This is a genomic window from Rhodococcus sp. 11-3 (genome assembly GCF_023704055.1).
GTDB lineage: Bacteria > Actinomycetota > Actinomycetes > Mycobacteriales > Mycobacteriaceae > Rhodococcus > Rhodococcus aetherivorans.
The window spans coordinates 3,450,166-3,467,611 of record NZ_CP080406.1; the positions used below are offsets into that span (position 1 = coordinate 3,450,166).

A 17,446-nucleotide genomic window follows, 5' to 3' on the forward strand; every position below is an offset into this window, starting at 1 on the left:
CCTAGAGGGTCTCGCCGAGCGCCTTGATCGGCATCTTCAGCTCGCCGAGCAGGTCGATGTCGGACTCGGCCGGCCGGCCGAGGGTGGTGAGGTAGTTGCCGACGATGACGGCATTGATGCCGCCGAGGATGCCCTGCTTGGCGCCGAGGTCGCCGAGGGTGATCTCGCGGCCGCCGGCGAAGCGCAGGATCGTGCGCGGCAACGCGAGCCGGAACGCGGCAACGGCCTTGAGCGCCTCCGCCGCCGGCAGGACCTCCAGATCCCCGAACGGGGTGCCCGGGCGCGGGTTGAGGAAGTTCAGCGGCACCTCGTCGGGCTCGAGCGCGGCCAGGTCGGCGGCGAATTCGGCACGCTGTTCGAGGGTCTCCCCCATGCCGAGGATGCCGCCGCAGCACACCTCCATGCCGGCCTCGCGGACCATCCGCAGGGTCTCCCACCGCTCCTCCCAGCTGTGGGTGGTGACGACCTGCGGGAAGAAGGAGCGGGCGGTCTCGAGGTTGTGGTTGTAGCGGTGCACTCCCATCGCGGCGAGCTGGTCGACCTGCTCCTGGGTGAGCATGCCGAGCGAGCAGGCCACCTGGATGTCGACCTCGTTGCGGATCGCTTCGACCCCGGCGGCGACCTGGGCCATGAGCCGCGCGTCGGGCCCCCGGACGGCGGCGACGATGCAGAACTCGGTGGCACCGGTCTTGGCGGTCTGCTTGGCGGCCTCGACGAGGCTGGGGATGTCGAGCCATGCCGAGCGGACCGGGGAGGCGAACAGCCCCGACTGGGAGCAGAAGTGGCAGTCCTCGGGGCAGCCGCCGGTCTTGAGACTGATGATGCCCTCGACCTCGACCTCGGGGCCGCACCAGGTCATGCGGACCTCGTGGGCGAGGCCGAGAAGATCCTCGAGCCGCTCGTCGGGCAGCTGCAGCACCTCGAGGACCTGCTCACGGTCGAGTCCCTCGCCACGCCCCAGCACCTGTTCGCGGGCGAGGGTGAGGATGTCGGCACGGGCGGGGGCCTGGGTCACGGTCGTCTCCTGGAGGGTGCGGGTCACGGCGAACTTGAACACCGTTCACTTGAACGCTGTTCAGGCTAGGGTGGCGGTGGTCTACTGTCAACGCGACGAATGGTCGGGAACCAGGTACGACGGGAGCGAACGGTGCAGTTGCGACGCGGCGACGTCCTCGACGGCGCGATGGCGATCCTCGACGAGTACGGTCTCGGCGACCTGACGATGCGCAAGCTCGCCACGTCGCTCGGCGTCCAGCCCGGGGCCCTGTACTGGCACTTCCCCAACAAGCAGACCCTGCTCGGCGCGATGGCCGACCGCATCCTCGACGGCGTCGACGCCCCGTCCACCGCCCCCGCCTGGGACGGCGCACTCACCGAACTCGCGCACCGCTTCCGCGCCGCACTGCTCGCCCACCGCGACGGCGCGGAACTCGTCGCCGCGACCTACGCGTCGCGCCTGACCACGTCGCGCGTGCGGGAGGCGTTCGTCGCGGCGGGCCTGCGGGCGCGGTTGTCCCGCGCCCACGCCGAACTCGCCGGGTACGCGCTGCTGCACTACGTCCTCGGCCACACCGTCGACGAGCAGTCCCGTCTGCAGCTCGCCGAACTCGGGGCGCTGACCCGCAAGCCCGTCTCGCCCGACGTGTCCACCGAGACCGCGGCCGGCTCGGACGACGACCTGCTCGACGGGGATCCGTCCGTGCGGTTCGACTTCGGCCTGACCCTGTTCGTCGACGGCATCCGCAGCCGCCTGCGCGAGGGCGATCCCGCTGCGTCGCGGCCGAATGTCACACCGGTGCAACCCACCTGAACGCATGTGACATTCGGCCACCAGGACGGACGGGGGTCGGCCGCGCGGTGGCCTGCTACCGGTGGGCCGAGCGGGTGGGGTCAGCGCCGGAACAGCTTGTTGCCGAGCCAGACGATCGGGTCGTACCGACGGTCGACGACGCGTTCCTTCATCGGGATCAGCGCGTTGTCGGTGATGTGGATGTTCTCCGGGCACACCTCGGTGCAGCACTTGGTGATGTTGCACAGCCCGAGTCCGTGCTCCTCCTGCGCGGCGGTGCGCCGGTCGGCCACGTCGAGCGGGTGCATCTCGAGTTCGGCGATCCGCATCAGGTACCGGGGACCGGCGAACGCCTCCTTGTTCTCCTCGTGGTCGCGCACCACGTGGCAGACGTTCTGGCACAGGAAGCACTCGATGCACTTGCGGAACTCCTGCGACCGCTGCACGTCGATCTGCTGCATCCGGTACTCCCCCGGCGCCAGGTCGGGCGGGGGCGCGAACGCCGGGATCTCCCGGGCCTTCTCGTAGTTGAAGGACACGTCGGTGACCAGATCGCGGACCACCGGGAACGTGCGCAGCGGGGTCACGGTGACCACCTCGTCCTCGGCGAAGACCGACATCCGGGTCATGCACAGCAGCCGCGGACGGCCGTTGATCTCCGCCGAGCAGGACCCGCACTTGCCGGCCTTGCAGTTCCACCGCACCGCCAGGTCGGGAGCCTGGGTCGCCTGCAGTCGGTGGACGATGTCGAGGACGACCTCGCCCTCGTTGACCTCGACGGTGTAGTCACGCAGTTCACCGCCACCGCCGTCGCCGCGCCAGATCTTGAATGCCGCCCGGTACCCCATGGCTACGGCCTCCGTCCCGGATGTTCCGCGAGTTCGTCGTCGGTGTAGTACTTGGCGAGTTCCTCGAAATCGAACAGCGCCAACAGGTCCGGTCGCATGGGCACCTGCTGTTCGGGTGCCACCGTGACATCCGGGATCGACTCGTCACCACCGTCCGTGCGGCACACGAGCAGCGTCCGGCGCCAGTTCGGGTCCATCGACGGATGATCGTCGCGCGTGTGCCCGCCGCGGCTCTCCGTGCGCAGCAACGCCGCCCGGGCCACGCACTCGCTCACGAGCAGCATGTTGCGCAGGTCCAGGGCGAGGTGCCAGCCGGGATTGAACTGCCGATGCCCCTCCACGGCGACGTTCCGGATCCGCGCCCGCAACGCGCCGAGGACGTCGAGGGCACGGGCGATCTCGTCGGCGCGCCGGATGATGCCCACCAGGTCCTGCATGGACTGTTGCAGCCCGGTGTGCAGGGTGTAGGGGTTCTCCGCCGTCGCGGGCTCGGCGGGATCGAACGGGGCCAGCGCCGTGCGCGCCGCGGCCGTGACGTCCGCCTCGGCGACGCGCGGGCGGTGCCCGAGGCCCTGCACGTAGTCGGCGGCGCCGAGGCCGGCGCGCCGGCCGAACACCAACAGATCCGACAGGGAGTTGCCGCCGAGCCGGTTCGACCCGTGCATGCCGCCCGAGCACTCGCCGGCGGCGAACAGTCCGGGCACGGACGCGGCACCGGTTTCCGGATCGACCTCGATGCCGCCCATCACGTAGTGGCAGGTGGGGCCGACCTCCATCGCCTCCGCGGTGATGTCGACGTCGGCGAGCTCCTTGAACTGGTGGTGCATCGACGGCAGCCGCCGGACGATCTCCTCGGCGGGCATGCGCGAGGCGATGTCGAGGAACACCCCGCCGTGCGGGGTGCCGCGACCGGCCTTGACCTCGGAATTGATGGCGCGGGCGACCTCGTCGCGCGGCAACAGGTCCGGGGTGCGGCGGTTGTTCTCCTGGTCGGTGTACCAGCGGTCGGCCTCCTCCTCCGTCTCCGCGTACTGGCCTTTGAACACCGGTGGGATGTACGAGAACATGAACCGCTCGTTCTCGGAGTTCTTCAGGACCCCGCCGTCGCCGCGCACCCCCTCGGTGACGAGGATGCCCTTGACGCTCGGCGGCCACACCATCCCGGTGGGGTGGAACTGGACGAACTCCATGTTGATCAGGGCGGCCCCGGCCCGCAGCGCGAGAGCGTGACCGTCGCCGGTGTACTCCCACGAGTTCGACGTCACCTTCCAGGACTTGCCGATCCCGCCGGTGGCCACGACGACGGCGGGCGCCTCGAACAGCACGAACCGGCCGGACTCGCGCCAGTACCCGAACGCACCGGCGATGCGGCCCTCGGCGTCCTTCAGCAGTTCGGTGACGGTGCATTCGGCGAACACCCGCACCCGGGCGTCGTAGTCGCCCGTGGCGGCGTGGTCCTCCTGCTGCAGGGACACGATCTTCTGCTGCATCGTGCGGATCAGCTCGAGGCCGGTGCGGTCACCGACGTGCGCCAGCCGCGGATAGGTGTGACCGCCGAAGTTGCGCTGGCTGATCCGGCCGTCGGGGGTGCGGTCGAACAACGCACCGTAGGTCTCGAGTTCCCACACCCGGTCGGGCGCCTCGCGGGCGTGCAGTTCGGCCATGCGCCAGTTGTTGAGGAACTTGCCTCCTCGCATGGTGTCCTGGAAGTGCACCTGCCACGAGTCGTGCGGGTTGGCGTTGCCCATCGCGGCGGCGCAACCGCCCTCCGCCATGACGGTGTGCGCCTTGCCGAACAGCGACTTGCACACGACCGCGACCCGCAGTCCGCGTTGACGCGCCTCGATGACGGCGCGCAGCCCCGCCCCGCCCGCGCCGATGACCACCACGTCGTAGCTGTGCCGTTCGACGTCCGCCATCCAGTCCTCCTTCGCTGCCGAGTCGGCCCGGGGCCGGCGCCCGGGCCGTCGTCGTGGCTCAGCCGACGAACCGCAGGTCCGAGATGGTGCCGCTCGCCACGAGCATGATGTAGAAATCCGTGATCATCAGGGTGCCCAGCGTGGTCCACGCCAGTTGCATGTGCCGGGTGTTGAGCCGGGAAACCGCCGTCCAGATCCGGTAACGCAGCGGGTGTTTCGAGAAGTGCTTGAGCCGGCCGCCGGTGACGTGCCGGCACGAGTGGCACGAGACGGTGTACGCCCACAGGAGCAGCACGTTCCCCACCAGGATGAGGTTGCCGAGGCCGAAGCCGAACCCGCCGCCGGAACCGTGGAACGCGACGATCGCGTCGTAGGTGTTGATCGCCGAGATGACGAGCGCGACGTAGAAGAAGTAGCGGTGCGAGTTCTGGATCAGCAGCGGCAGCCGCGTCTCCCCCGTGTACCGGGCGTGCGGCTCGGCGACGGCGCAGGCCGGCGGCGCCAGCCAGATCGAGCGATAGTAGGCCTTGCGGTAGTAGTAGCACGTCAGCCGGAATCCGAGCAGGAACGGCAGCGACAGGAACGCCAGGGGGATCCACATGGGCAGCTCGCCCACCCACGTCCCGAAGTGCCGGGCGCCGGGCACGCACGACGCGCTGACGCACGGCGAGTAGAACGGCGTGAGGTAGTGGTACTCCTCCACCCAGTACGCGGTGCGCACGAAGGACCGAATCGTCGCGTAGACGACGAAGACGGCCAGCCCGAGCGTGGTGAGCACGGGCGGTTGCCACCACCGGTCGGTGCGTAGCGTGCGCGCCGCGATCCGGGCCCGCGTCGAGGACCGGACGCCGGCGCCTGCCGCGGGGGCGCTCACCGCGAGCCGTGCAGGCCGCCGAGCCCCTCGTCGTCACAGTCGACGCCGCGGAAGATCTCGTCGTACGGGGTGTCGGGGATCGGAATCCGCTCGCCGGACGGCCGGGACGTCTCGCGCGGCGGCGAGGCCGCCAGATCCTGCGCGTCGATGTCGAGCCGGTCCACGTCGTTGATCAGGCGGCGCACCGCAGCGGCGTCGCCGTACCTCGACCGGAGCGAGGTCAGGCAGTGCCGAAGGTGACCGATGGTGCGGTGCAGTTCCTGCATTTCGGTGGTGGACATTCGTACCTCCGAGAGGGCGGTCGGCACGTCGACACCTGCCGACTCGATGTGACAGCTATCACAGTACGACATTCGCGCGGCAACACATGCGAATCCGGCGATCGGCGCGTAAACGCCCCGCCGGGCGGCCTATCCGCCCCGGATCCGGACATTTCAGTCCAGGAAATGTGAAATCTCTGCTACAGGTTTCGAAAATCCCGCATCCGGGAAAGCTTTGGTGCCAGTGTGAAAACAGCTCGCGCTGAAGAGAGTAAGGACCGAAACCGTCATGCAGACCACCTTGTTCGCCTCCGCCGCTTCCCGTCGCGCCACGGCCTCGGCCGGCTCGGCCATGAGTACCGAGGAGATCAAGCGCCGCATCGAGGCGATGTTCGCCGAACCACGCACCGACGAGCGGTCGGCGAGCACCGGGCGCGCATGAGGTCGACGACGTCGATGTGGAAAGCAGGGGATCAGATGAGTTCAGGATCGATCGAAGGGGTACCGGCCGGCGAACTGCTGATCGTCGGTGACTGCTCCCGGGTGCTCGACGGCGCCCGCGGTGCCGAGCTGCGGACGTGGGCGCGTCACCACGGACTCGGTTTCACCGACACCTTCGCCCCGGGCCGGGTGGTGTGCGCGATCGTCACCGAGGAGGTGCTCGACGGCGCCTGCTCTCCCGCCGAGGCGATGACGATGCAGTCCGTGCGCGCCGCCGGCATCCCCTGCGTCTGCGTGCACGACGCCCCCGAACGGATCCTCGAGGCACTCGTCGAACACGACCTGCTCGGCGACACCGTGACCCGGTCCCGCGGGGACGTCACGGTGCCCGCCGGGACCGTGTGCACCTCGGTGTTCGCCCTGAACGGTGACGCCGGGGCCCGCCGGGACCCGCAACCGGCCTGACTCCGTCCACGAAATCGACTCCGGCCCCGGCGCGTCGTGCGCCGGGGCCGGAGTCGTTCGGTCGACCAGCCGTCGGGCGAGCAGGAGACGCCGCCCCGGCGGCCCGGATCAACCCGAGAAGGCCGAGGCCTCCTGCGGCAGGTGCCAGCGCATCGCCACCACGGTGCCGTCGGAATTGACGGCCAGGTCGGTGTCCGCGGCCAGGTTCCGGATCAGCGTCAGGCCGTGCCCGCGCGAGCTCCCGGCGGTCGGCACGGCCGATTCCCGCCAGTGCCCGCGATCGGTGACGACGATCTCGACGCACCGGTCCTGAGGCGAGTACTTCGCCTCGAGGTCGACCGTGCCGTCACCGTCGGCGTAAGCGTGCTCCACCGCGTTCGCGAGCGCCTCGTAACTGGCCAGCAGCACATCCTGGCCACCGACCTCGGCGAGCCGCAGGCCGCTGAGCCACCGATCGAGAGCCTGCCGCAGCATCGTCACCTGCGAGGCCTCGGCGCGTACGCCGCGGTAGTACAGTCCGGTCGTCAGAAAGGCTGGTGCTACGCCTCGCGTCTGCATCCTCGTTCCCTCGTCGTCGACAGGTCCCCGACCGGTTCGTGTCCGGCGTGCCAGGTCTCCGCCCGGCGCATGCCTCCCTGCCGCCCTTGTCGGCTCATGCCTCCCTGCCGCCCTTGTCGGCTCATGCCTCCCTGCCGCCCTTGTCGGCTCATGCCTCCGTGCCGGCCTTGTCGGCCTGCAGGGCGGCCAGCGCCTCGTCGAGGCGGCTGTGGATCGGGAACACCTCGTCGAGCCCGAGCAGCGACAGGGGCCGCGCGGTGGCCGAGCCCTGCGCGACGACGGCGTAGGGGATCGTGCCGGCGGTCTTCTTCGACAGGTCCACCAGCACGGCGATGCCCACCGAGGCAAGGAAGTTGACGGCACCCAGGTCCACGATCAGACCCCGGCACTTGTCGTTACCCAGGGTGGCGACGGCTTCCTCCTCGAGCTGCGGGGCGCTGACCAGATCCACGTCACCGGCCACCGACAGCACCGCGATGTCGCCGCTCCACGTCTGGGATACGGCCATGATCGGCTGTTCGGAAGTCGCTTCGTTCATCTGTCCATCATGCAAGACTCTGTCCTCCTGTGCGATAGCGGGTCCGATCCGGGGATCGGAAGTCAACGGGGTACACCCACGGCGAGCAGGGCGATGTCGTCCTGCGCCCGCAGGCTGGGAATCAATTCGGAAAGCTCGGCGACGAGGCTGATCGGGGTGGCGTCCGGCACTCGCGCGGAGAGGAATGCGACGACGTTTTCCTCCCCGAAGATCTCCCGCCCGTCGGGGCGGGCCTCGGTGAGTCCGTCGGTGTAGAGCAGCAGCGTTTCCCCCGGCTCGAGGTCGACGGTGCACGCTCCGAAGCGGGCCTCGGGCAGCGCGCCCACCAGCATGCCGCGCACGCCGACCGCAGCGCAGACCGCCCCCGAGCGCCGCAGCAGCAGCGCGGGCGGATGCCCGCCGGTGGCGAGGGTCACCCGGGCGCCCTCGCGACCCTCGAGGTTCGGTTCGATGATCCCGAGCATCACGGTGCAGAACCGGTGCTGCTGCGGGTCGAGCAGCAGGACGGTGTTGAGTTCGGCCAGCGCCAGCCGCGGGTCGGAGAATCGCACGGCGGCCGCCCGCAGCGTGTACCTGATCAGCGAGGTGACCGAGGCCGCGACGGGCCCGTGCCCCTCGACATCCCCGAGGAAGAACGCCCACCTGTCGTCACCGAGGTGGAACACGTCGTAGAAGTCGCCGCCGACCTGCTGGGAGGACGCCGCATGGTAGTGGCACGCGAGCTCGATGCCCTCGATGGCCGGCAGCGACGGCGGCAGCAGGGTCCGCTGCAGGGTCGTGGCGAGTTCGGCGAGCACGTGCCGGTCGCGCTCGGCCTGCAGCCGCAGGTCCCGTTCGGCCCGGACGGTGGCCAGCGCCGACAACCGCAGCTCCAGCTGATCCATCACCACCGACGCGAGGTCCTCGAGGACGGACAGGTCCGCGGTGGAGACCTCCCGGGGCCGGGTGTCGAGGACGTTGACCGTGCCGAGCCGGTAGCCGTCCGCGGTGGTGATGGGGGCGGCGGCGTAGAACCGCACCCCCAGCTCGCCCTGGACGAGGGGATTCTGCGCGGTCCGCGGGTCGGTCCGGGCATCGGCCACCACATAGGGACGGTCGCAGAGAATCGCGGAGGCGCACAGGCCCGGGTCGCGGTCGATCTGCCGCACCCCCTCGAGGCCGTGGGCGGCCTTGAACCAGATGCGGTCCTCGTCGACGATCGTCACCGTGGCGATCGGGGTGCCGAACCAGGACGCAGCCAGTCGGGCGATCCGGTCGAACGTGCCGTCGGCCGGGGTGTCGAGAATGTTGTAGCGGGAAACGGCCCGCATGCGGGCAGTCTCCCACTGCTGGTGATCGAGCACCGTCATCGCCTGCGCTGTCTCCTACACCGACTTCCGGTCCTGCCTCGGTCGGTGAAACGCAGCAGTCGACACCCAACGCGACGAGCACTGCGTAGCACTGACGTAGGGACGCGTAGTCGGAACGCGTACCTCACAGGCACTACGGCTGGTGTCTCAACCGCATCGGACACCCTACCCGAACTCGCCGTCTTCGCACATTCGTTCACCTGCAGGAAACGTGCCGGGGCGCCGAGCGCGGGCCGCGACGGGCGTCAGGATCGCATCGGCAGCCCGGTCCGGTCGGCCGGCAGCCAGCGTGCGGCCTGCTCGCCGAAGGCCACGGCGTCGAGGGCACCACTGCCCGCCGGGATACGCCCGACGACGGGCACGCCGGTCACCTCGGGCAGGTCCTGCAGATTGCACCGCTCGGCCAGACCGGGCTGCTCCGGCCACGCGCCGATCACCAGGCCCGCGCACTCGACGCCGCCGGCCTGCAGCGCGGCGACGGTCAGCGCGCTGTGGTTCAGGGTGCCCAGGGCGGGGGCCGCCACCACCACGGTGGGGGCGCTCAGCGCGGCGGCGACGTCGAGGAGGGTGAACCCGTCCGCCCCCAGCCGGACGAGCAGCCCGCCGGCCCCCTCGACGAGCACCAGGTCGTACGCGTCCGCGAGTGCCCGCACGGCGGTGACGACGTCGGGCAGGTGCAGCGGCGGCCGCCCGCTGCGCCGCGCCGCGGTGTCCGGTGCGAGCGGCTCCGGGTAGCGGGCCAGTTCGACGGTGTGGACCCGGTGCCCGGTGAGCCGGGCGATCTCGGCGAGGTCGCCGGGTGCGTCGTCGGCGACGCCGGTCTGCGCCGGTTTGCACACGGCGACCCGCAGGCCCGCCGCGGCGGCCACGGCGGCGTAGGCCGCCGTGACGACGGTCTTGCCCACCTCGGTGGAGGTGCCGGTCACACACAGGACGGTCATGCCCGCACCCCGGCCAGCACGTCGGTGAGGACGCTTTCGATGCGGGCGAGCTCGTCGGCGCCGAGATTCGCGCGCGCGGTCAGCCGCAGCCGGGACGTGCCCTCGGGGACGGACGGCGGCCGGAAGCAGCCGACGTGGACGCCCCGGCTGCGGCACGCCTGGGCGGCGTCGAACGCGACCTGCGGGTCACCGAGGATCACCGACACCACCGCCGACGTGGGGGCGGCGACGCCGGTGATCCGGGCCAGGTCGGCGGCCCGTTCGAGCACGGCGGTGGCCCGTTGCGGCTCGTCGCGCAGCACGCGCAGCGCACCGCGGGCGGCGCCGACGGCCGCGGGCGCGAGACCGGTGTCGAAGATGAAGGTGCGGGCGGCGTCGATCAGGTGGGCCCGCACGCGGGTATCGGCGAGGACCACGCCGCCCTGCGAGGCCAGGGACTTCGACAGCGTGGCGGTGACCACGACGTCGGGTTCGCCGGCGAGACCCGCCTCGTGGACGAGTCCGCGGCCCCCCTCACCGCGGACTCCGACCCCGTGGGCCTCGTCGACGAGCAGCAGTGCGCCGTGCGCGCGGCACGCCGCATGCAGTTCCGGCAGCGGCGCGAGGTCTCCGTCGGCGCTGAACACGGAGTCGGTGAGCACGAGGGCGCGCCGCTCGGTGCGGGTGGCGAGGGCCGTCCGCACGAAGTCGACGTCGGTGTGCGGGGCGATCTGCACCCGCGCGCGGGTCAGCCGGCATGCGTCGACCAGGGACGCGTGGCAACCCGCGTCGGAGACCACGAGGGTGTCGCGGTCGGCGAGGGCGGTGACGGCGCCGAGGTTGGCGGCGTAGCCGCTGGCGAATACGAGGCCGGACTCGGCGCCGGTGAACTCGGCGAGTTCACGCTCGAGCAGTTCGTGCTCGCTGGTGGTGCCCGTGACGAGGCGGGATCCGGTGGCGCCGCCGCCCCACCGGCGCAGCGCGGCGGTCGCGGCGGCGAGGACCTCGGGGTGCCGGACGAGCCCGAGGTAGTCGTTGGAGGCGAGGTCGACGGTGCCCGGTGCCGGGGTGCGCGGATGCAGGGTGCGGCGCAGGCCCGCCGCGCGACGGGCGTCGGCGACGTCGTCGAGCCACTGGAGGCTGGCGAAGGCGGTCATGTCGGCAGACCATACCTGAACACTGTTCAAGTGACGCTCCGGGCGGCCGATTCCTCCCCGTGCGGTGGCTGCCGGCGGTGACCGCCGCCCCGCGAGTTCCCCGCTCGTGACCCGGCGTGCCGGGCCGGATCAGGCCCGGGCCGCCGCGCACATCCCCGCGGCGATCCTCTGCACGTCGTCGGCGCTGCAGACGTAGGGCGGCATCGCGTAGATCAGGTTGCGGAACGGGCGCAGCCACACTCCGGCCGCGACGGCGGCCGCCGTCGCGGCGCCCATGTCCACCGGCCGGTCCAGTTCGAGCACGCCGATGCCGCCGAGCACCCGCGCGTCCACCACGCCCGGCAGCTCCCGCGCCGGCGCCAGGCCCGCCTCGAGGCCGGCGGTCAGCGCGGCCACTTCGCCGCGCCAATCCCGTGACAGCAGCAACTCCACGGCAGCGACGGCAACCGCGCACGCGAGCGGATTGCCCATGAACGTCGGGCCGTGCATGATGCCGCCGCCCTCGCCCGCGCTGACCACTTCGGCGACGGCCGATGTGCACAGCACCGCGGCCAGGGTCAGATAGCCACCGGTCAACGCCTTGCCGACGCACATGACGTCCGGCGCGACGGCCGCGTGGTCGGCGGCGAACAGCTCCCCGGTACGGCCGAACCCGGTGGCGATCTCGTCGAAGATCAGCAGCAGCCCGTGTGCGTCGCACATCCGGCGCAGCTCGTTCAGATAGCGGGGGTCGTGGAAGCGCATCCCGCCCGCCCCCTGGACCACCGGCTCGACGATCACGGCGGCCAGCTCGTCCGTATGGGCTTCGAGCAGCGCTTCGAACTCGGCGACGTACGCCGGATCGAACTCGCGGGGCGGCGCCGGGGCGAACACCTGCCGCTGCAGCACGCCGGTCCACATCGAGTGCATGCCGCCCTCGGGGTCGCACACGCTCATCGGCGCGAACGTGTCGCCGTGGTAGCCGCCGCGCCACGTCATGAGCCGGTGACGTCCCGGCCTGCCGGCCGCGCGCTGATACTGCAATGCGAGTTTGACCGCGACCTCCACCGACACCGACCCGGAATCGGCGAGGAAGACCTTGTCCAGACCGTCGGGGGTGATCTCCACGAGCAGCTCCGCGAGCCGCGCGGCCGGCTCGTGGGTGAGGCCCCCGAACATGACGTGGCTCATCCGGCCCAGCTGCTGCGTGACCGCCGCGTCGAGGACCGGGTGGCGGTATCCGTGCACGGCGGCCCACCACGAGCTCATGCCGTCGACGAGTTCCCGGCCGTCGGCCAGCCGCAGCCGGGTCCCGTGCGCCTCGTCGACCACGAGCGGCGCGGTCGATGCAGGGACGGCTCCGTAGGGGTGCCACAGGTGCGCCGCGTCGAGCGCGGCGACCCGGTCGGGACTCAGACGACGAACGGTCACGAGGATCGACTGTAGGCGTCCCCGCCCCGGGGCCGATCGTCGCCCGTGCCGGGGAGGATCGCTCGCCCCGTACGCGACCGTCGATCCGGTTAGGGTTGCGGTCATGGAACCCACCGAGCCGAGCACGTCCACGGAGGCCCTCCCGGCCGACATCCCGGTGTGGCCGGGGAGCGCATATCCGCTCGGCGCGACCTACGACGGGGCGGGCACGAACTTCGCCCTCTTCTCCGAGGTCGCCGAGAAGGTCGAACTGTGCCTGATCGCCAAGGACGGCACCGAGACCCGCGTGCCGATCGAGGAGGTCGACGGCAACGTCTGGCACGTCTACCTGCCCACGGTGACCCCCGGCCAGCGCTACGGCTACCGGGTGCACGGCCCCTACGACCCGGCGCAGGGTCTGCGCTGCGATCCGAGCAAGCTGCTGCTCGACCCCTACGGCAAGGCCTACGACGGCGCGTTCGACGGCGATGCGTCCCTGTTCTCGTACGCGATGGTCGGGGCCGAGGACGCACCGTCCGAACCGGAGCATTCGGCAGGAGCCGAGGAGGCACAGTCGGCGCCGGAGCCGGCGGCCCGGGCCGCGGAGGACGCCGGCGCCGAGGCCGCCGGGGACACGACCGCCGACGAGGCGGACGACTCGGACGGGACCGGGTCCGGCGAGACCGAGGGCGACGGGACCGGGGACGACGGGGCCGGGGACGACACGGCGGCCGAGTCCGCCCCCGAGCCCGCCGCACCGGCGAATCCCGATTTCCCGCAGCTCGATTCGCTCGGGCACACGATGACGACCGTGGTGATCAACCCGTTCTTCGACTGGGCCTCCGACCGGCACCCGCGCCGGCCCTACTACGAGACCGTCATCTACGAAGCCCACGTGAAGGGCATGACCGCGACCCATCCCGGCGTGCCGGAGCAGCTGCGCGGCACCTACGCCGGACTGGCGCACCCGGTGATCATCGACCATCTGCAGAGCCTCGGGGTCACCGCGATCGAACTGATGCCCGTGCACCAGTTCATGCACGATCAGGTCCTGCTGGACCGTGGGCTGCGGAACTATTGGGGCTACAACACCTTCGGCTTCCTGGCCCCGCACCTGGACTACTCGTCGGCGAGCAACCCGAGCGGCGTCGTCGCCGAGTTCAAGGCGATGGTGCGCGCCTACCACGAGGCAGGCATCGAGGTGATCCTCGACGTGGTCTACAACCACACCGCGGAGGGCAACCACCTGGGACCGACCATCTCGTTCCGCGGCATCGACAACGCCGCCTACTACCGGCTGGTCGACGACGACAAGTCCTACTACATGGACTACACCGGCACCGGCAACAGCCTCAACGCCCGCCACCCGCACACCCTGCAGCTGATCATGGATTCGCTGCGCTACTGGGTGACCGAGATGCACGTCGACGGCTTCCGCTTCGACCTGGCCTCCACCCTGGCCCGCGAACTGCACGACGTGGACCGGCTGTCCGCGTTCTTCGACCTGGTGCAGCAGGATCCGATCGTCTCGCAGGTCAAGCTGATCGCCGAACCGTGGGACGTCGGCGAGGGCGGCTACCAGGTGGGGAACTTCCCCGGCCTGTGGACCGAGTGGAACGGCAAGTACCGCGACACGGTCCGCGACTACTGGCGCGGTGAACCGGCCACTCTCGGCGAGTTCGCCTCCCGGCTCACCGGCTCGTCGGACCTGTACGAGGCCACCGGCCGCCGCCCGAGCGCCTCGATCAACTTCGTCACCGCGCACGACGGCTTCACCCTCGCCGACCTCGTCTCCTACAACGAGAAGCACAACGACGCCAACGGCGAGAACAACATGGACGGCGAGTCGCACAACCGGTCGTGGAACTGCGGCGCCGAGGGCCCCACCGACGACCCGGAGGTGCTGGCCCTGCGGCAGCGGCAGAGCCGCAACATCCTGGCGACGCTGATGCTCTCCCAGGGCACCCCGATGATCGCGCACGGCGACGAGTTCGGGCGCACGCAGCAGGGCAACAACAACGTCTACTGCCAGGACAACGAGCTGTCCTGGATGGACTGGTCGCTCGCGGAGACGAACGCGGACCTGCTGGACTTCACCCGCAACGTGATCGCCCTGCGCCGGTCGCACCCGGTGTTCCGGCGGCGGCGGTTCTTCGAGGGCCGGCCGATCCGCAGCGGCGAGCAGTCCCGCGACATCGCCTGGCGCACCCCGGCGGGCGAGGAGATGACCCCGGAGGACTGGGACAGCGGGTTCGGCAAGTCGCTGTCGGTGTTCCTCAACGGCGAGGGCATCCACGAGCCGAACCAGCGCGGCGAACGCGTCGTCGACGATTCGTTCCTGCTGTGCTTCAACGCCCACGACGAGCCGATCGACTTCGTCACCCCCGACGGGCCGCACGCACAGGAATGGTCGGTGGCGCTGGACACGGACGTGCCGGACGGACTGCGCGAACAGGTCGTGACCGCCGGGGGGTCGGTGCGGGTGCAGGCCCGTTCGCTGCTGGTGCTGCGGAGGACCGCATGAGCCCGCGCCCGGTGTCGTCGACGTATCGGCTGCAGCTCACCGGCGACGGGACGACCTTCGCGGACGCGATCGCGCTCGTGGACTACCTCGAGGCGCTCGGGGTCTCACACGTGTACCTGTCCCCCGTGCTCAGCGCCGCGGCCGGATCGACCCACGGCTACGACGTGGTGGACCCGACCACGGTGTCGGCGGCGCTCGGCGGCCGCGCGGGCCTCGAGGCCCTCGCCCGCGAGGTCCGCTCCCGCGGGATGGGTCTGCTGATCGACATCGTGCCCAACCACGTCGGCGTCGGCGATCCCCGCGAGAACCCGTGGTGGTGGGACGTGCTGCGGCACGGCCGCGACTCGCGGTACGCGACCTACTTCGACGTCGACTGGGCCGCGGACAACGGCACCGACGGCCGGATCGCCCTGCCCGTGCTGGGTTCGGCGGCCGACGTCGAGGAGCTGACCGTCGACCGCACCGGCGACGAGCCGACGCTGGCCTACTACGAGCGGCGCTTCCCCGTCGCCCCGGGCACCGACGCCGGGACCGGAGCGGAAGTACATGCGCGGCAGGCGTATCGGCTGGTGCCGTGGGACAGCGGCCTGATCGGGTACCGCCGGTTCTTCACCGTCGACGACCTCGCCGCGGTGCGGGTGGAGGATCCCGCGGTGTTCGACGCGGTGCATGCCCAGGTGGCGTCGTGGATGGACGACGACCTCACCGACGGCGTCCGCGTGGACCATCCCGACGGCCTGGCCGACCCGACCGGCTACCTGCGGCGGCTGCGCGGGCTCGTCGGCCCGGACCGGTGGCTGGTGATCGAGAAGATTCTCGGCGACGGCGAACCGCTCGACCCGACCCTGCCCGTCGACGGCACCACGGGCTACGACGCGCTCGGCGAGGTCGGTGCGGTGTTCCTCGATCCGCGGGGCGAGAAGGACCTGAACGCGCTGTCACTCGACCGCACCGGCACCCCCGGCGACGCGGAGTGGCTGCACGCGCAGGAGAAGCAGATCAAGCGCGCGGTGCTGCAGACGGGGCTGGCGCCGGAGGTGCGCCGGCTGGTGCGGGCCGTGCGGCGAGATGCCGCCGATGCGACCTGCCCGGACGAGCGGCTGCGCGACGCCGTGATCGCGGTGGCGGCGGAACTGCCCGTGTACCGGTCGGACTATGCGTCGCTGGGCGGGATGCTGCCCCGCATCCTGGGTGACCGCGCCCGCGCCGACGCCGCGCTCGAACCCGCCCTCGAGGTGCTGGCCCGGGCCCTGGCCCGCGGCGGAGAGGCGGGGGCCCGGTTCGGCCAGGTGTGCGGCGCCGCGACGGCGAAGGCCGTCGAGGACTGCCTGTTCTACCGGGCGGCGCGGCTGGTGTCGCTGCAGGAGGTCGGTGGCCACCCGGGACGGTTCGGGTTGCCCGTCGCCGAGTTCCACCTGGCGTGGGCGGAGCGGGCGCGGCGGTGGCCGCGGGCGATGACGTCGCTGTCGACGCACGACACCAAGCGGGGCGAGGACGTCCGCGCCCGCATCGGGGTGCTCTCCCAGGTGCCGCAGCTGTGGGCGGCGTGCCTGTCCGAATTGGAATCCGTCGCCCCGCCGCCGGACGCCGCCACCGGGCTGTTCCTGTGGCAGAACCTGTTCGGCGCGTGGCCGCGCGACGGCGTGGTGACCGGGGAACTGCGGTCGCGGCTGCGCGAGTACGCCCGTAAGGCGTTGCGGGAGAACGGCTTGCGCACCACCTGGACCGAGGTGGACGAGGAGTTCGAGGGCGCGGTGGCGGCCTGGCTCGACGCGGTGTGCGACGGGCCGGTCGGCGCGTCACTGACCGAGTTCGTCTCGTCCCTGACCCCTCATTTCTCCGCCGATTCGCTCGGGCAGAAGCTGCTGCAGCTGCTCGGACCCGGCATCCCCGACGTGTACCAGGGCACCGAACTGTGGGAGGACTCGCTCGTCGACCCGGACAACCGGCGGCCCGTGGACTTCGCCACCAGACGCCGGCTGCTCGCACAGGACGCACCGCCGGCCGTGGACGACGCCGGCACCGCGAAGCTCGCCGTGGTGCGGACGGCGCTGCGCCTGCGCCGCGAGCGGCCGGCGAGCTTCGTCGGCGGGGCCTACGTTCCGCTGTCCGCGTCGGGGCCGGCCGCCGGTCACCTGATCGGGTTCGGGCGGGGCCCGGCGGCCGAGGAGGTCGACGTGGTGGCGCTCGCGTCGCGGCACACTGTCACGCTGGAGGAAACCGGGTGGGGCGACACGACGCTCGACCTGCCGCCGGGACTCTGGGTCGATCGGCTCACCGGGCGGCGGCTGTCGGGAACGGTGTCGCCGGCGGAGGTGTTCGCGGATCTTCCCGTTGCGGCGCTGGCCCGCGATTAAGAATTCTCCTCCTGGGGGTGGACGGCCCTCGGCCGGCGACGCCGGCCGAGGGACCCGG

General features: G+C 71.3%; 16 protein-coding genes. 5 read left to right on the top strand and 11 right to left on the bottom strand.

Features of this window, described 5'->3' with window-relative positions; translation table 11 throughout:
• Nucleotide 1 precedes the first annotated feature (1 nt).
• Complete coding sequence (gene bioB, locus KZJ41_RS16205; protein ID WP_029544097.1) at nt 2–1,015, bottom strand: biotin synthase BioB; 1,014 nt, start codon at nt 1,013–1,015, stop codon at nt 2–4.
• Nucleotides 1,016–1,147: 132 nt separating this feature from the next.
• Here bioB and KZJ41_RS16210 point away from each other — a divergent pair, with 132 nt between their 5' ends.
• Nucleotides 1,148–1,810 (top strand): TetR/AcrR family transcriptional regulator C-terminal domain-containing protein, encoded by a 663-nt coding sequence (locus KZJ41_RS16210; RefSeq protein WP_065922503.1) that lies wholly within the window; start codon nt 1,148–1,150, stop codon nt 1,808–1,810.
• Nucleotides 1,811–1,890: 80 nt separating this feature from the next.
• On the opposite strand, the gene KZJ41_RS16215 is transcribed toward KZJ41_RS16210, so the two are convergent.
• From KZJ41_RS16215 to KZJ41_RS16230, 4 genes are read right to left on the bottom strand one after another with little or no spacing between them, the layout of a single operon-like run.
• The gene (locus tag KZJ41_RS16215; RefSeq protein ID WP_006946166.1) at nt 1,891–2,637 is read right to left on the bottom strand and encodes a succinate dehydrogenase/fumarate reductase iron-sulfur subunit; all 747 of its coding nucleotides are present in this window, start codon (nt 2,635–2,637) and stop codon (nt 1,891–1,893) included.
• 2 nt (nt 2,638–2,639) lie between these two features.
• Nucleotides 2,640–4,556, bottom strand: a complete 1,917-nt coding sequence (locus KZJ41_RS16220; RefSeq protein ID WP_006946168.1) for a fumarate reductase/succinate dehydrogenase flavoprotein subunit — start codon at nt 4,554–4,556, stop codon at nt 2,640–2,642.
• A gap of 58 nt (nt 4,557–4,614) precedes the next feature.
• Nucleotides 4,615–5,430, bottom strand: coding sequence for a hypothetical protein (locus tag KZJ41_RS16225; protein WP_029544101.1), 816 nt, complete (start codon nt 5,428–5,430; stop codon nt 4,615–4,617).
• The gene (locus KZJ41_RS16230; RefSeq protein ID WP_065923454.1) at nt 5,427–5,711 is read right to left on the bottom strand and encodes a hypothetical protein; all 285 of its coding nucleotides are present in this window, start codon (nt 5,709–5,711) and stop codon (nt 5,427–5,429) included. The genes KZJ41_RS16225 and KZJ41_RS16230 overlap by 4 nt, the downstream gene beginning before the upstream one ends.
• A gap of 268 nt (nt 5,712–5,979) precedes the next feature.
• Between KZJ41_RS16230 and KZJ41_RS16235 the strand changes: the two genes are divergently transcribed.
• Both KZJ41_RS16235 and KZJ41_RS16240 read left to right on the top strand, forming a co-directional pair.
• Nucleotides 5,980–6,132 carry a hypothetical protein gene (locus tag KZJ41_RS16235; RefSeq protein ID WP_006946171.1) on the top strand — a complete coding sequence of 51 codons (153 nt, stop codon included), beginning with the start codon at nt 5,980–5,982 and terminating at the stop codon, nt 6,130–6,132.
• A gap of 35 nt (nt 6,133–6,167) precedes the next feature.
• Nucleotides 6,168–6,596 carry a hypothetical protein gene (locus KZJ41_RS16240; protein WP_029544103.1) on the top strand — a complete coding sequence of 143 codons (429 nt, stop codon included), beginning with the start codon at nt 6,168–6,170 and terminating at the stop codon, nt 6,594–6,596.
• A gap of 108 nt (nt 6,597–6,704) precedes the next feature.
• Here the strand turns inward: KZJ41_RS16240 and KZJ41_RS16245 are convergent, their stop codons facing one another.
• From KZJ41_RS16245 to KZJ41_RS16270, 6 genes are all read right to left on the bottom strand, one after another.
• Entirely contained in the window at nt 6,705–7,154 is a 450-nt protein-coding gene (locus KZJ41_RS16245; protein ID WP_006946173.1) for an ATP-binding protein, read from the bottom strand.
• Nucleotides 7,155–7,302: 148 nt separating this feature from the next.
• Nucleotides 7,303–7,692: an STAS domain-containing protein gene (locus tag KZJ41_RS16250; protein ID WP_006946175.1), complete on the bottom strand. Its 390-nt coding sequence runs from the start codon at nt 7,690–7,692 to the stop codon at nt 7,303–7,305.
• 62 nt (nt 7,693–7,754) lie between these two features.
• Entirely contained in the window at nt 7,755–9,041 is a 1,287-nt protein-coding gene (locus tag KZJ41_RS16255) for a PP2C family protein-serine/threonine phosphatase (RefSeq protein WP_065922501.1), read from the bottom strand.
• Between the two features lie 245 nt (nt 9,042–9,286).
• Entirely contained in the window at nt 9,287–9,982 is a 696-nt protein-coding gene (gene bioD / locus KZJ41_RS16260) for a dethiobiotin synthase (RefSeq protein ID WP_029544109.1), read from the bottom strand.
• Nucleotides 9,979–11,118: an 8-amino-7-oxononanoate synthase gene (locus KZJ41_RS16265; RefSeq protein ID WP_029544112.1), complete on the bottom strand. Its 1,140-nt coding sequence runs from the start codon at nt 11,116–11,118 to the stop codon at nt 9,979–9,981. The genes bioD and KZJ41_RS16265 overlap by 4 nt, the downstream gene beginning before the upstream one ends.
• Before the next feature lie 129 nt (nt 11,119–11,247).
• Entirely contained in the window at nt 11,248–12,528 is a 1,281-nt protein-coding gene (locus KZJ41_RS16270) for an adenosylmethionine--8-amino-7-oxononanoate transaminase (RefSeq protein ID WP_029544114.1), read from the bottom strand.
• 103 nt (nt 12,529–12,631) lie between these two features.
• Here KZJ41_RS16270 and glgX point away from each other — a divergent pair, with 103 nt between their 5' ends.
• Both glgX and treY read left to right on the top strand, forming a co-directional pair.
• A complete protein-coding gene (gene glgX / locus KZJ41_RS16275; protein ID WP_029544117.1) occupies nt 12,632–15,031 on the top strand; it encodes a glycogen debranching protein GlgX in 2,400 nt (799 codons plus the stop codon).
• Nucleotides 15,028–17,388, top strand: coding sequence for a malto-oligosyltrehalose synthase (treY, locus tag KZJ41_RS16280; RefSeq protein ID WP_065922500.1), 2,361 nt, complete (start codon nt 15,028–15,030; stop codon nt 17,386–17,388). The genes glgX and treY overlap by 4 nt, the downstream gene beginning before the upstream one ends.
• The last annotated feature ends 58 nt before the right edge of the window (nt 17,389–17,446 follow it).

Coding starts and splice junctions, on each gene's coding strand:
- KZJ41_RS16245 (WP_006946173.1), bottom strand. CDS start 7,154: ATGCAGACGCGAGGCGTAGCACCAGCCTTTCTGACGACCGGACTGTAC.
- KZJ41_RS16265 (WP_029544112.1), bottom strand. CDS start 11,118: ATGACCGCCTTCGCCAGCCTCCAGTGGCTCGACGACGTCGCCGACGCC.
- KZJ41_RS16220 (WP_006946168.1), bottom strand. CDS start 4,556: ATGGCGGACGTCGAACGGCACAGCTACGACGTGGTGGTCATCGGCGCG.
- KZJ41_RS16235 (WP_006946171.1), top strand. CDS start 5,980: ATGCAGACCACCTTGTTCGCCTCCGCCGCTTCCCGTCGCGCCACGGCC.
- KZJ41_RS16240 (WP_029544103.1), top strand. CDS start 6,168: ATGAGTTCAGGATCGATCGAAGGGGTACCGGCCGGCGAACTGCTGATC.
- bioD (WP_029544109.1), bottom strand. CDS start 9,982: ATGACCGTCCTGTGTGTGACCGGCACCTCCACCGAGGTGGGCAAGACC.
- KZJ41_RS16255 (WP_065922501.1), bottom strand. CDS start 9,041: ATGACGGTGCTCGATCACCAGCAGTGGGAGACTGCCCGCATGCGGGCC.
- treY (WP_065922500.1), top strand. CDS start 15,028: ATGAGCCCGCGCCCGGTGTCGTCGACGTATCGGCTGCAGCTCACCGGC.
- glgX (WP_029544117.1), top strand. CDS start 12,632: ATGGAACCCACCGAGCCGAGCACGTCCACGGAGGCCCTCCCGGCCGAC.
- KZJ41_RS16250 (WP_006946175.1), bottom strand. CDS start 7,692: ATGAACGAAGCGACTTCCGAACAGCCGATCATGGCCGTATCCCAGACG.
- KZJ41_RS16230 (WP_065923454.1), bottom strand. CDS start 5,711: ATGTCCACCACCGAAATGCAGGAACTGCACCGCACCATCGGTCACCTT.
- KZJ41_RS16215 (WP_006946166.1), bottom strand. CDS start 2,637: ATGGGGTACCGGGCGGCATTCAAGATCTGGCGCGGCGACGGCGGTGGC.